The sequence below is a fragment of the Ciceribacter sp. RN22 genome (assembly GCF_024054295.1).
Lineage (GTDB): Bacteria > Pseudomonadota > Alphaproteobacteria > Rhizobiales > Rhizobiaceae > Allorhizobium > Allorhizobium lividum.
This window is the reverse complement of record NZ_JAMXLD010000001.1, coordinates 2,460,252-2,473,802: the sequence shown is the minus strand read 5'-3', so window position 1 is coordinate 2,473,802 and position 13,551 is coordinate 2,460,252. Positions and strand designations below refer to the sequence as shown.

The window sequence follows — 13,551 nt, the reverse complement described above, 5'->3', positions numbered from 1 at the left end:
ACTGATGCATGAAGCTGTGGCCGTTCTCCAGGTCCGAGAAACTTGAGACGCGCGATGCGAACGTCGCCGATGAAGACGGCGTGCTCGAAGCTCTGTGGTCGGGCGCCGGTGCCGGCGCGGTGGCCGTCTCCGGCGCTTCCGCCCTTCGAGTGCCAGCCGTCGCATCTGCCGTCCGCGTCATCTCCGAGGCCGCCGCATGCCTGCCGGTGCGGATCATGGAACGCGCCGAAGACGGTACCGAAACGGAAGCCGTGAACCATCCGATCGGCATCCTGCTCCGCGGCGACGTGAATCCATGGACCGCGGGCCATGAGTTGATCCGGGATCTCGTAGCTGCGGCGCTCATTCGAGATTATGGCGGCATGGCCTTCGTCAACAGGATCGGAGATGAGGTTCGCGAGATCGTCCGGTATCAGGAATCGACGATCTCGGTTCAGTACGATTCGAGGACCGGAGAGCCTGCCTATCGCATCGAAGGAACTGTTCGGCCGGCAGGCGAGATCCTTCACGTCCGCGGTCCTTTCGACAAGTCGCCCGTCACCTTGGCGGCGGAGGCGATCGGCGTCGCGCGCGAAATGGAGCGTCATGCCGGCAACCTATTCCGGAAAGGCGCCAGGCCATCCGGTGTGATCCAGTTCCCCGACAAGGCGAGCATAAGTCCCCAAGCCATCAAGCGCATGATGGAATCATGGCGAGCTGCACACGAGGGCTCCGACAACAGCGGCAAGACGGCGGCGCTTTTCAGCGGCGGCGTCTTCAATGCGATGACGTTCAAGTCGACGGACGCGCAGTTCCTGGAACTGAGGAAATTCCAGATCCTCGAAATCGCTCGCATCTTCCGCGTGCCGCCCTCGATGCTCTTCGAGTTGGATCGCGCGACCTGGTCGAACTCGGAGCAGATGGGCAGAGAGTTCCTGACATACACATTGGAACCGTGGCTCCGCATCATTGAAACCTCATTCTCCCGTGCGCTCTTCACCAGAGAGGAGCGCATGCGGTACCGCATCCTTCTCGATCGAGATGATCTGACCCGGGCCGATCTCACAGCCCGGGCGACGGCGATCAGCAGCCTGATCAGCGCCAAAGTTCTCAACCCGAACGAAGCCCGTGGATGGCTCGATCTTGCTCGCTACGATGGCGGCGACGCTTACCAGAATCCGCACATCAACCCGACCACGCCGGGCCAGGGGCACAACGGTGGCCCGCCGCTCGACGACAACCAGCCAAAGGAGCCGAGCTGATGGATTGCCTCGACATTGCCTTCCGCTTTGAGCCCAGCGCCGATACCGCCGAATTCGCTGGCTATGCCGTCGTCTGGGGCGAGCGCAATGCTCATAACGAGATCGTCGAGCGAGGCGCTTTCGTGAAGACGCTGGCGGCGCACCGCACAGCGGGCACCAGGCCAGTGATGTTATGGAGCCACGACCCCGTCGAAATCGTCGGTGTCTGGGAGGAGGTTCGGGAAGACGACAAAGGCCTGTTCGTTCGCGGACGTCTCCTGACCGCGGTCACCAGCGGGAAAGACACCTACGAGCGGATGAAGGCCGGCGCCGTAACCGGCTTGTCGATCGGCTTTCGCGTGCCGGCCGGCGGCGAAAGGCGTCGGGCCGGCGTTCGCTATCTCTCCGAAATCAGCCTCGCGGAAATCTCCATCGTCGGCATTCCCAGCGCTGGGGGCGCCCGCATCACCTCAGTTCGCAGCAACGGCCGCTCTTCCGAGAGCGCAGCGGCCTTCGTCGAAGCCTGCCGACAGGCCAAGTGCGCTCTCGTCACACAAGGGAAACTAAAATGAAAAACTTCGCACTTCTCGAAACCCGTGCCGAGCCCGACGACGATCCGCTGGAGCTCGCCACGCGCTCGGTTCAGGAACTGACGACCATCTTCACCGAGTATCGCACCAGCGCCGAAGCCACCATCGGCGAGTTGCGCGGCAAGGTGACGGACCTCGAAACCCGCATGAACCGGCCGGGCTTCGGCGGCGGCACTCTGCCGGCCGAAATCTCCCTTGAACGCCGGGCCTTCACGAACTTCCTCCGCATGGGCCGCGAACCGATGGAAGCCGAGGAAGTTCGCGCTCTGGTCGTCGGCGATGACACCAAGGGCGGTTACCTCGCACCCGCCGAATTCCAGGCCGAAGTCATCAAGGGCATCGTCGAGATTTCGCCCATCCGCCAGGCCGTTCGGGTGGGTTCGACGGCGAGCGGTTCCGTCATCCTTCCCAGGCTCACCGGACGCCCTACCGCTTCCTGGGTCGGGGAGACCGAGGACCGTGGCGAAACCACCCAGACCTACGGCCAACTCGAAATCCCGGTTCACGAATTGGCCTGTTACATCGACGTGTCCGTGAAGCTCCTCGAGGACTCTGCAATCAACGTCGAAAGCGAGGTTGCCGCCGAGCTCTCCCAGGAATTCGCCGGGAAGGAGGGGGAGGCCTTCTCCAACGGCGACGGAGTGAAAAAGCCGCTCGGTCTTCTGCGAACTTCCGGTATCGCCGAAGTCCTCTCCGGCGACGCCACCACGATCACGGGCGACGGCCTGATTACTCTCATGTACGAGCTGCCGGCAACCTATCGCAATACCGGCTCCTGGCTCATGAACGGGACGACGCTTGGCTTTGTCCGCAAGCTGAAGACGGGCGATGGCCACTACCTGTGGCAGCCGTCTGTTCAGGCCGGCGCGCCGTCGACGCTGCTCGGCCGTCCGGTTCTCGAAGATCCAACCATGCCTGATGTTAGCGCGGGTGCTTTCCCCATCCTCTTCGGTGATTTTTCGAAAGCCTACCGGGTTTACGACCGGGTTGGCATGTCGATCATGCGCGATCCCTTCACTCAAGCGATAAAGGGGCTGATCCGCTTCCATGCGCGCCGTCGTGTGGGCGGTGGGCCGGTTCTGACCGAAGCGCTCCGCAAGCTCAAGATCGCTGCGGCTTAAGGAGGATTTCCCATGCGCGACATTGCTCACAACATCGCGGCCGTGCAGGCGATCGCCCCGGACGTTCTTGCAGCGACGACGATGGGCGCCGCCCTTGACCTTCTCGGCTACGGCAGCGCGGCCTTCGTCGTCAACACCGGCGCGATTGTCGGCGCCGGTGATTTCACCGCCAAGGTCCAGGAATCGGACACCACAACCAGTGGTGACTTCACCGACGTTGACGCCGGCCTCCTGCATGGTGCGTTGCCGGCATCGCTTGCCGCCAACAGCGTGGTCAAAGTCGGCTATCGCGGCTTCAAGCGCTACGTCAGATTGGTCATCACCCAGAACAGCGGCACCTCGATCGCTGCTGGCGCAGTGCTGGTCAAAGGCAGCGCAGCGGAACGGCCGGTGGCCTGATGCTTATCGTCACCGCCCCTAGCTCGAACCGAAAACTGACCACGACGTCAGCCGTCAAGCTCGAGCTGAAGATCACGGGCGGTGGTGATGATGCCTACCTATCGATGCTGATCGATCAGGCGAGCTCCGCGATCGAGGCGTGGTGCGACCGCGTGTTCGCCGTTGAGACCGTTCGCGAAGTCATCACCCGCATCGTTCCAGCTCATACCCTCGTCGTTTCCCGGTGGCCTGTCCTTAGTGTCACGTCAGTGTCGCTGAATGGCAGCCCTGCCGATCCGATTGTTGCGCAGCCAGGGGAAGGCGGCTTGCTGTGCTTCTGGAAAGACGGCTCTCGCATGGGATGGTGGCCCGGTGGCCGAATCGAAGTCGAGTACCAGGCCGGATATGTCTTGCCCGGCCAGCCCGGCAGAACGTTGCCTGCCGATATCGAGCGCGCCGCTCTCACCCTCATTAAGGCGCATTGGTTCTCGCGGAACCGCGATCCCTTGATCCGGAGCGAAACCGTCGATGACGCCGGCAGCACCGATTATTTCCCAGGCACCGTTTCTCAGCTTCCCCCGGAAGTCGAGAGCCTGCTTGCCCCGTACCGCAACCTCTCGATTGGATGACGGCCATGCTCAATCCCGGCGATTATTCCCTCTGCGATCAGCCCATCACGACGGCGATCAACAATGTTGCCCTCACGCCGATCCAAGACCTTGAGGGCATGGTTGCAGCGACGATCGAAGCAAAGCTGTCCTGGGGAAGCGGCGGCAGCAGCCTGAAGGCCTATGTACAAACGACACTCGATCGAGGCGATAGCTGGATCGATATCGCCTGCTTTGCCTTCACGACGGGCAGCAGCATCAAGGTCATCAACCTGTCAGGCCTTACCCCCATCACCGACGCCGTGACCACGAGCGACGGCGCCATGGCCGATAACACCTGCCTGAACGGCATCCTCGGCTCCGCGCTGCGCGTTCGTCTCGTCAGCGTCGGAACCTATGCCACCACGATCTTTGGTGTGAAGGTGAACGCCCGATGAGCAGACTGCTTGCCCAACTGGATAGACGGCTTGAGCAGCGGGGCGAGATGGTCGTTCTGCGCCGCCGCTCCACGGCGGGCAGCAAGATCATCAGCGTGGAGTGCGAGGTGCCTGCGATCGTGCGGGCGCTCACTATCGAACAGCTCGTAGGCAACGTCACTCAACAGACGTTCTTCGTCATCCTCAGCCCTACCCATATCCTCCGCGCACAATGGCCCGGTGGCCGCGTCCCTGCCACCACTGGCAGTCTGATACAGCCGGCAGAAGCGTGGATACCAACCACGTCGGACAAGGTGGTGCTTCGCGGCCGTGAGCGCGCGATCGAGCGCCCTGCGCCGATCTACGACTCCGGCCAATTCATTCGCATCGAACTGACGGCGACGGGGTGAACCATGACAAGCCGTCCCCCTCGCGTCTGTTCATCCTGCGGTGGCACCATTAGAGGCAGCGGTGCTTGCGCATGCTCTAAGGCACGCAAGGCCAAAGCCGATCGTTACAGGCCCTCTGCCCGCCAGCGTGGCTATGATAGCGAGTTCCAACGCGCCGCCGTTGCCTTCCTCAAGCTGCATCCGACCTGCCCATGCGGCAAGCCAGCGGTGCTGGTGCGCCATCGGGAGAGCATTGCCCGCCGTCCTGACCTCAGGATGGACCGGTCGAACTGGTTGCCTGGGTGTCGGTCCTGCAACGCCAAGGACGCCCATCGGGACCGTCGAGACCCCCGGGTGGTCGACGACTTTGCCCTCCGGGGGGTGGACCGTCCGGGGGTCGAATTTTCGGCCATGCACATTGAGAATTTGGAGAATTTCGAATGACGCGGTCGGGACCGAAGGGCAAGCCGCCCGAGCTGAAGATCGTTTCCGGCACCGATCAACCGTGCCGCCGGCGCGAACCGGCCGTCGCTCCGATCCCAGGAGAGGCAATCAAGCCCTCATGGTTGAAGGGACGCGCAGCGAAGCTGTGGGCTGAAAAGGTCGCGATCTACCGGGCGCGGGGACAGGCGATCGTCGGGTGCGAATCCGCTCTCGCGCAATACTGCGCGATCGAGGCATCGCTGATCGAGCAATACCGGAAGGGCATCACGCCTCCGGTGGCCCAGGTCAATTCCTTCCGGATCTACGCTGCCGAGTTTTACGACACGCCTGCTAGCCAAGTGCTGCCGAGCAAGACGCCGGGCAGGGGCGGAAAGTTCGCCACCAACATGCAGCGGCCCAACGGGGGCGCCGATGCGTGACTACGCCGGCATCGCCCGCCAGTATTGCGAGGACGTAATTGCCGGCCGCGTCCTCGCGGGCCGGCTTATCCAGTTGGCATGCCGCCGTCATCTCAATGACCTCGCACGGGCTGCTACCGATCCTGCTTGGCCGTATCGCTTCGACGCATGGGAAGGCGGCAACGTCTGCGACTTCATCGAGAAACTGCCTCACGTTGAAGGGCGGTGGAAAACGCCGACGATCACGCTCGAGGCATGGCAGATTTGGGTGCTGGTTAACGTCTTCGGCTGGCGCCGGAAGAGCGACGGCGGGCGGCGGTTCGAACAATCTTATATCGAGGTTGCCCGCAAGAACGCGAAGTCGGCTCTCACCAGCGGCGTTGCGCTCTACTGTCTGACCTGTGAAAACGAGGTTGGCCCCCAGGTGAAGACGGCGGCGACAAGCGGCGCGCAGGCCCGAATTGTCTTCGACGTGGCCTCGAAAATGGCTGGTCAGACGCCCGATTTGTGCGAGGCGTTCGGCCTGAACATCATGGCAAACTCGCTGGTGAGCCTCAGCAACCATGGCTCGATCCAGCCTATCAATGCCAAAAGCTCGTCTCAGGACGGCCTCAATCCGCACCTCACCGTCATCGACGAGCTGCACGCGCACAAGGATCGGTCACTCTTCGACGTTCTCAGATCGGCCACCGGCGCCCGACGAAATCCGCTCGGCTGGTACATCACGACGGCCGGCTACAACAGCCAGGGCGTTTGCTATGAGCAGCGCACCTATGTCGTGAAGATCCTCGAAAGCGTTCTGGAAGACGATACGTATTTCGGCGCGATCTACACTCTGGACGAGGGCGATGACGCCTTCGATGAGCGTGTTTGGGGGAAGGCAAACCCCAATCTTGGCGTGTCGGTCGATATCGACAAGCTGCGGTCCTATGCCAAACAGGCGAAAATCTCACCCGCCAGCGCTGGCGAGTTCAAGACGAAGCGCCTTAACCTCTGGCAGAACGCGCATTCGGCATGGCTGCCGATGGAGCAATGGAACGCCTGCGGCGATCGGAAGCTCAAGATCGAGGATTTCGAGGCCGATCCCGCATGGATCGGCGTCGACCTCGCGGACACAAACGACGTTGCTGCCGTCGTGATCGTATTCGAACGGGACGGCGTTTATCACGCCTTCTCGCGCTTCTTCCTGCCGGAGCTGCTTGTCGATGTCTGCGCACACCGCACCACAACCCACTATCGGGTATGGGCGGCGGAGCATTTCATCACGACGACGCCCGGCGATTTCATTGATCACAATGCGATCGAGGACGAGATCCGGGAGCTTTGCAGCGCGCATCAGGTCGAGAAGATCCGGATCGAGCACTACGGCTCCGCGCAGATCGCGGCGAACCTCTCCGGTGACGGTATGCCCGTCGAAGTCATCCACAAGAAGGCGGCAACCTATTCGGAGCCGTCCAAGCTCCTCGAAGCGCTTGTCGAGATCAACAAGTTCCGCCACGACGGCAATCCCGTCTTGAGCTGGATGGCTTCGAATTGCGTGGTCGACAGGCGCACGGACGGCACCATCCTTCCGAAGAAGGAACACAAGGACTCGCCTCAGAAGATCGACGGCATCGATGCGTTGATCATGGCGATCGGCGGCGCGTCGACGGACGTGCACTCGATCTACGAAACCGACCAATGGTCGGTCGACATGGGGGCCTGGTAGATGCTTCAGATCACGCCGGAATTCCAAGCCCAACTCCGTGAGTTCCTTGCCGCCCGGGAACAGAATACCGAGATTCGTGAGCGCTCATCGATCAGTGCGGCTCCTCGTCATCGGCAGCTAGGCTCTGGTGCGTTCAAGCGCCTAGTCGAGTTCGTCGCCGGCATATTGCACGAGGGACGCCCGACGCTCTTCGCCTTTGAGGCCGGTTGCCGGCATGGCGTCCGGTCATCGCTTTGCCTGCAAGGTTGGTGCTGGAGTGACGCTGATCTTGCTGCAGCTTCCGTCTTGTCGACTGCACTGGCACTGGCTGGTGGTGAGCGGCCATCCTGGCAGCAGGGGCAGCCTGAATATACCCAAGACGGCCATTCGCCGATCGAGCGGACCCGTTGCGTCTACTGTCATCGGAAAATGGAACCTTCGGAGAACGGCAGCGAAAAGAAGTTTTGTTCGCATCTCTGCCGCGTTGTCCATACCAACCGGATCGCCAGGCTTTCTGGCGAACGGGTGAGCCGCGCTGAATATTTCGCCCGAATAGCGGTCGAAAAGAAGCTCCGGATCGAGCAGCTTGAGCGGGATTGCGAGCATTGCGGCAAGGCCTTCACGCCGAAGTTCACAAATCAAGTGAAACAGCGCTTTTGCTCTCAGCAATGCCACTATGACGCCGCACGAGTGTTGAGCGCAAAGCAGTGCGAGCATTGCGGAACCAGCTTTCAGCCGCGAAGGAGCGCCTACAAATATTGCAGCCCGGAATGTGGTCGCACGGCAGGGAGCGCCGCTCTCAGGGCGCCGGCTGCATCCTGTCAGTGGTGCGGCGCCTGCTATGATCGAAAGAAGCACGGCCTCATGTTCTGTTCGAGATCGTGTGCAACGCAGTCGGCGCAGGCTGCTGCCACCGCTTCCCTCGATCGGCGCCGGCCGGAGCGCCAGTGCCCGGCCTGCAAGACGATGTTCAGGGTTAAGCCCTCATCTCCGAAAACCTTCTGCACCCGGCAATGTGCCTCTAACAGCCGCTACCGCTGCAGTGATGTCTCCCAAAACCCGGCAGCTTCGGAAAGGAGCGAGTAATGGTCGTTGAACTGCGCACGCTGCGCATCACATCGGACTTCGATTCCAGCCGCTATGTGGCTGGCATGCAGCAGAAGGTGGATGCCGATCGGAAAGGGGCGGATTCGAGTAAGGCTGTGGGCGCGGCCGTCGACGAGCAGAAGGTCAAAGTCTCTTCTGCTATGCCGGTCATCGAGCGCCTGAGCCGCGCCTATATTGACGGTTACGGATCCGCTGCGAAATTCAACGGGGAGGTTATGCGACTCGCGCGCTCACAGGACACGAATGCCGCGTCCGTTGAGCATCTTGAGCAGGTCTACGCCGGCATGCAGCGCCGGTTCGGCTTCCAAGCCGACGCCACTGAACTTGCCGAGCGTGGCTACACGCGCCTCGCATCGGCCATTACTAACGTCAATTCCCGGCTCAGCTCGCAAGTCTTAGCCGCGGAAAGGGCGGCCTCTGCCAATCGACGCCTCGCCGCCGCCAATCAGAACGGCATGGGCGGTTTCAACGCGGCAAATGCCGCATACCAGTTTCAGGACATTGCGGTCACGTCCGCGATGGGTATGTCACCGTTGATGATTGGCCTTCAGCAGGGCACGCAGCTCGCTTCCGTGGTTGGCTCGATGCAGCGACCCATTGCCGGCCTTGCAGCCGCCTTTGGCTCCCTCGTCAGTCCGATATCCTTGGTGACCATAGGGCTGACGGCCGGAACGGCGGCACTGATCCAGTATTTCGCGAAGGCTGACCACGGGGCGGACGGTATGAGTTCGGACCTCCGGGAGCAGGCCGAACTCGTTGCCCGCGTTGCAAACGCCTGGGGCGATGCCACGCCTCGGATGAAGGCCTATGCCGACGAGTTGGAACGTGCGGCAAAAGCGGCGGATCGTCTGAAGGCGGGTGAGGCGCTGGCGAGGGAGCAATACAATCCCATCGAGGACACGCTGGGTCGCTTGCGGAAGCCGTTTGGTGCGGCTCAGCGGGAATTGACCGGCTATGGGGCGGATGCCGCGCCGGCTCTGAAGCTGATGACCGATTCCGTGGTCGAGCTGCAGTCAAAGATCATGTCGGGAACGGCAACGACGAGTGACCTTTCCTCGACCCAACGGGCATTGGCCGAAACGCTGGACCGGACCGGCACCCCGGCGGTTCGGCGGTTCGCTGAAGAGTTCGGGCGAGTCGCGCCACAAATACAGGCGGCCATCGAGGCCGCAGGCCGGTTCCGGCAGGAAGGTTCCGGTTCCATCTTTCCGCAGCTCGGGCAACTGCCCGGGCTCTTCTCCGAAGGTGGTCGCCTTTATTCGCCGGAGGATCTCATTCCGAAAGGTGCCGTTCCAATACCAACAGGCCGGCCGCGGATCGAACTCGAAGGCCTGCCAGGCGAAACGAAGACGAACGAGGCAACCCAGCGCTCGTATCGGGACATCATCAAGACCGCCCAGGACCGCATTGAGCAGATGAAACTGGAAATCCAAGTGTCGGGCCTGACCGGCATTGCGGCAGAGCGCATGCGCTTCCAGCTCGAAATGTTGCAGGAAGCCCAAGACAAGGGCCGCAAGATTACGCCTGACCAGCGTCAAGAGATTGAGCGCCTGGGTGACGCGTATGAAGCGGCGGCCCGCAAGGCTGCCAGCCTGAAGCTGCAGGACGATGCACAGTTCGATCGCGATCAGCTTGGGCGATCACCAGCCGAACAGCGCATTGCATCGCAGCTCCGCGGGGCTGGCCTGCCGGTCGATCTCAACTCCTACGAGGCAGGTATCCTCCGCGCCAACGATGCGTTGCGAGAGCAAGTGAAGGCATGGGAATCAATCCGCGATATCGGTCGGGATGCGATCGACCAGATCACCGGTTCCGCGATGAACGGCTTCAGCGACATCAAGGACGTGCTGAAGAACATCAGCCAGGACATTCTGAAGTCGATAACGCAGCTCGGCATATCGAATCCGCTCAAAAATGCCATCTACGGCGATCAGCTCCCGACGTTGGAGAGCGTGGGCGGCATCGGCGGCGTGTTCGGTGCGCTCCTGGGAGGGCCAAGCCCGGCTGCGCGCGGCGGTATCAGCTCCGCCGCGTCCATGTCGGTCACTGCCGGCACCGTCATGATCAACGGTAGCCTGACAGGCGGACTTGGCGGCTTGCTCGGTGGAAACGCGGCCAACAACAATTCGAACGTCCTTCAGTTTCCGGGCGGCGGCAATCTGTCGGGCTTTGCCAAGGCAATCCAGTCGATCGAGAGCAGCGGCAACTATGGTGCGCTCGGTCCGATCACAAAGACCGGCGATCGGGCCTATGGTGCGTATCAGATCATGGGCAACAACATCGGCCCATGGTCGCGGGAAATCCTTGGCCGCTCGGTATCGACGGACGAATTCCTGTCCAGCCGCTCCATTCAGGATCACATCTTTAACGGCAAGTTCGGCCAGTATGTCGGGAAATACGGCCCGACCGGAGCGGCCCAGGCGTGGTTCGGCGGGCCGGGATCGGTCGGCCGCGGCGACATCACCGATCAACTCGGAACGTCGGTGCAGCAATACGCCGACAAGTTCAACAATGCCCTTGGTGGTATGACCAGCAACATCAACGTGGCCGGCCAGGGCCTCGACTGCTTCGGCAGAGGTCTCGGCTCCATGGGCCAAGCTTTGGAGGATGCAGCATGAGCATGTTCATTTCGATCGCATATCCGGACGCCGTCCGGATGCTCACCGACGGCGCAACCTACGACCTGGACGGCACGCTGAAAAAGATCGGCTGCAAGGTCCATGCGCACGATACGCTGCCGATCGCGATTACGGGGCGGGGCTCGCTCGAGATGATCGACAATTTCCGGGATTTGCTTTTCGCCGTCGCAACCGAGCAGGGCACGGTCGACGACTTCCTGAAGGCCATCCCGGCCACGCTGGACGCTGCCCGCGAGAAAATCGACGGGCGGATGCACCCGACACAACATTGCGAAGTCGTCATCGCCATGTGGTCGGAGACGACCGGCGCGCAACATCGGTATTTCATCACCACGGAATTCGCCGGCTATTCTGACGTGCCGAGGTTTCATCTCCATACGCCCAGCTGGTTCTTCGATGCCGCGCCGGCGCTTGCTCCGGAGAATTTCGAGATCGTCAAATCGTGGGTGATGCAGGCCGGGCCGGATTTCCCGGCCCGCTGCGGCGCCGATGCCGTTGAGCTGTGGCGCCGGACACCTGTCTCGCATCCTTCGACCCCGAAAGGGCCAAAGGGCTTCATCATCGGTGGGCAGGTCGATCTCACCGTGATCTCCCGCAAAGGCGTGACGACCCGAACGCTTCGCCAGTGGGATGACGAGATTGGAAGGAAGATCGATCCGTTCCACCCGCGGCACTCGGCGCACCTTGCTGGCATGACCCGACAGCAGCGGCGAGTACTGGAGCGGCAGGCAAACCGGCCGGCGGCGTAGAGTGCCGTCGCGATGCCTCCCCTGACGGCACGCCGGAGGCATCGCGACCTTGCAAACTCAAAGTAATCTCGGCTTAGAACCGCTCGCTTTCGATCTCAGCAATCTGCTGATTGACGTGGTAATCTAGCGCGACCTCGACCGCAATCATCACGAGGGGCCAGGCCTGCTCGGGCAGTTTCGGCCACCTTGCATGGGCCTCTGCCATCAGCTCGGTACCAGTACCCTTGTTGAAATTTGCGAGAACATAACCGGCAGCCGCCTTGATATCTTCAACATCGCGGTCGCTGAACCCCAACTTTGAACCGACAAGTCCTGACATCAGCGATCTATCCTTTTCGGCCACCTATGCCGCCATGGACGGCGCAGTATCCTCCTTGCGCCTTCTTCCATTCATCCATTTCCATCTGGCCTCCCCCGGAGATGAAATTCCTGCAGCGGTGTCCGGATGCCGTCCTCGCCGAGCACTGGACGTTGCCGTCGCTCTCGACCCAAGCGAGATACTCGTCTCTGGTTGCCCTGAAAAGAGAAGCGGTCGCGCCAACCTTGTCCTCGACGTATTTTTCGACGTCATCAGGAGAGAGCAATATATCTCTTCCACCTGCAGGCACTCGCACGTTCACATAAAATCCGATCCCGGCCCTCACCAGTGATTGAATAGTATCTTTGTCCAAGGCCATACGTTCCTCCGCTCTCAGCGAATCAGCGCTTCAAGGAGCATCATCTTCGGTACGGGAATGCCTGACAATCGTCGGCCGCCGATAGACGTCGATGACATGATCACGCACGAGTGCCTCCCATCGCGCTCGAGTTCAACGATGACATTCTCCGAGTTGGCGACATCGGCCATGCGCTTCAGTTCGGCGGAGGTAGGATTCGCGTACCTCACCAATCCTTGAGGCCTCCACTCTTCTTCGGCTTGGTCGCTTCCTCAACGCCGGCCGGGATGATTTCGACCTGTCCACCGGAGACACAGATCTTGCCGACGGCAATCCCGTTGGCCGCCATGGCGCGGAGAACAGCAGAGACCGCGCGCTCGCTGGCGCGTACGCGCTTGCTGCTTTTGGGATGATCAGGTTGGTCTGTCATGTCGCGTTCGATGTTCTAGGTGGCGTACAGCAACGTCAAGCCCTGGGCTCCCGGGAAAGACGCTCGAAGCGCTCTACAGTTAGCCGTCGCGTTGGAACATATCGCGAAATGTGCTGGCTAACCGTCCGGGTAGCACATTGGAATCGTTGCGAAAATTTTGACCCTCCGGGCCCACCATCTTTTGTTTTCTGCCGTCGTTATTTCCGCTCTGGCCGTGTACCTCCCGCTACCACGGCAAGGGCTTGCCACAAGCCGTGGCTCCGCCAGATTGTCAAAAATCCCAAAACTTCGCCGCCGGTCGGGATCGCTCCCTCCGGGTCGGGTCATTTCAGTCTCGGACGCGGCGCCGCAGGGGGCCTGTCAGAGTATGAGTATGTGGCTCCTTGCGGCGCCCCGTTCGGCGTTCTTTCCCGCTGCATGCGTCTCTCTGGCAAGGCGGCGCCTCTGCCGAGACTTGAAGTCTCGACATCGGCCGGCGCGGATCGGCATCGAGCGCTCATCCGTCCGGTGACGGACCTTCGCTGACGCCTGGCCGGTGGCCCGGGAAGATCCCGCCGGATGGTACCGTCCGGCCTGACCCTCGCCGGCAGATGGAGAAGCGGCATTTCCGCCGACCCGTTCCACCCCGCCGTCTTTTCGCCGGGGGGCTTTTTCAAGCTCCCAGGGCGCCTGTCTGTGTGCCTCCAAGGCACGCCCGCGTTAGCGGCGGTGACGGCGAA

The 13,551-nt window shown here is 61.7% G+C and carries 15 protein-coding genes; 12 read left to right on the top strand and 3 right to left on the bottom strand.

Annotated elements, in window-relative coordinates:
* The first annotated feature begins 8 nt into the window (after positions 1 to 8).
* From NHF53_RS12030 to NHF53_RS11975, 12 genes are all read left to right on the top strand, one after another.
* Positions 9 to 1,241 carry a phage portal protein gene (locus tag NHF53_RS12030; protein ID WP_252834372.1) on the top strand — a complete coding sequence of 411 codons (1,233 nt, stop codon included), beginning with the start codon at positions 9 to 11 and terminating at the stop codon, positions 1,239 to 1,241.
* Complete coding sequence (locus NHF53_RS12025; protein ID WP_252834371.1) at positions 1,241 to 1,792, top strand: HK97 family phage prohead protease; 552 nt, start codon at positions 1,241 to 1,243, stop codon at positions 1,790 to 1,792. Before NHF53_RS12030 ends, NHF53_RS12025 begins: the two co-directional genes overlap by 1 nt.
* The gene (locus NHF53_RS12020; protein ID WP_252834370.1) at positions 1,789 to 2,931 is read left to right on the top strand and encodes a phage major capsid protein; all 1,143 of its coding nucleotides are present in this window, start codon (positions 1,789 to 1,791) and stop codon (positions 2,929 to 2,931) included. Before NHF53_RS12025 ends, NHF53_RS12020 begins: the two co-directional genes overlap by 4 nt.
* A 12-nt stretch (positions 2,932 to 2,943) precedes the next feature.
* Complete coding sequence (locus tag NHF53_RS12015; RefSeq protein ID WP_252834369.1) at positions 2,944 to 3,330, top strand: hypothetical protein; 387 nt, start codon at positions 2,944 to 2,946, stop codon at positions 3,328 to 3,330.
* Positions 3,330 to 3,938, top strand: a complete 609-nt coding sequence (locus tag NHF53_RS12010) for a hypothetical protein (protein WP_252834368.1) — start codon at positions 3,330 to 3,332, stop codon at positions 3,936 to 3,938. The genes NHF53_RS12015 and NHF53_RS12010 overlap by 1 nt, the downstream gene beginning before the upstream one ends.
* 5 nt (positions 3,939 to 3,943) lie before the next feature.
* On the top strand, positions 3,944 to 4,354 hold the full coding sequence (locus NHF53_RS12005; protein ID WP_252834367.1) for a hypothetical protein: 411 nt from the start codon (positions 3,944 to 3,946) through the stop codon (positions 4,352 to 4,354).
* Complete coding sequence (locus NHF53_RS12000) at positions 4,351 to 4,743, top strand: hypothetical protein (RefSeq protein ID WP_252834366.1); 393 nt, start codon at positions 4,351 to 4,353, stop codon at positions 4,741 to 4,743. The genes NHF53_RS12005 and NHF53_RS12000 overlap by 4 nt, the downstream gene beginning before the upstream one ends.
* Before the next feature lie 419 nt (positions 4,744 to 5,162).
* On the top strand, positions 5,163 to 5,585 hold the full coding sequence (locus tag NHF53_RS11995) for a hypothetical protein (protein ID WP_252834365.1): 423 nt from the start codon (positions 5,163 to 5,165) through the stop codon (positions 5,583 to 5,585).
* On the top strand, positions 5,578 to 7,272 hold the full coding sequence (locus NHF53_RS11990; RefSeq protein WP_252834364.1) for a terminase large subunit: 1,695 nt from the start codon (positions 5,578 to 5,580) through the stop codon (positions 7,270 to 7,272). Before NHF53_RS11995 ends, NHF53_RS11990 begins: the two co-directional genes overlap by 8 nt.
* The gene (locus NHF53_RS11985; protein WP_252834363.1) at positions 7,273 to 8,337 is read left to right on the top strand and encodes a hypothetical protein; all 1,065 of its coding nucleotides are present in this window, start codon (positions 7,273 to 7,275) and stop codon (positions 8,335 to 8,337) included.
* Entirely contained in the window at positions 8,337 to 10,976 is a 2,640-nt protein-coding gene (locus NHF53_RS11980) for a phage tail length tape measure family protein (protein ID WP_252834362.1), read from the top strand. The genes NHF53_RS11985 and NHF53_RS11980 overlap by 1 nt, the downstream gene beginning before the upstream one ends.
* A complete protein-coding gene (locus NHF53_RS11975; protein ID WP_252834361.1) occupies positions 10,973 to 11,746 on the top strand; it encodes a hypothetical protein in 774 nt (257 codons plus the stop codon). The genes NHF53_RS11980 and NHF53_RS11975 overlap by 4 nt, the downstream gene beginning before the upstream one ends.
* Positions 11,747 to 11,819: 73 nt before the next feature.
* Here NHF53_RS11975 and NHF53_RS11970 read toward each other — a convergent pair whose 3' ends face one another.
* The 3 genes from NHF53_RS11970 to NHF53_RS11960 form a co-directional block, all read right to left on the bottom strand.
* On the bottom strand, positions 11,820 to 12,065 hold the full coding sequence (locus NHF53_RS11970) for a hypothetical protein (RefSeq protein WP_252834360.1): 246 nt from the start codon (positions 12,063 to 12,065) through the stop codon (positions 11,820 to 11,822).
* Positions 12,066 to 12,072: 7 nt separating this feature from the next.
* Positions 12,073 to 12,423: a hypothetical protein gene (locus tag NHF53_RS11965; protein ID WP_252834359.1), complete on the bottom strand. Its 351-nt coding sequence runs from the start codon at positions 12,421 to 12,423 to the stop codon at positions 12,073 to 12,075.
* Positions 12,424 to 12,628: 205 nt separating this feature from the next.
* Positions 12,629 to 12,832, bottom strand: coding sequence for a hypothetical protein (locus NHF53_RS11960; RefSeq protein ID WP_252834358.1), 204 nt, complete (start codon positions 12,830 to 12,832; stop codon positions 12,629 to 12,631).
* Between the last annotated feature and the right edge of the window lie 719 nt (positions 12,833 to 13,551).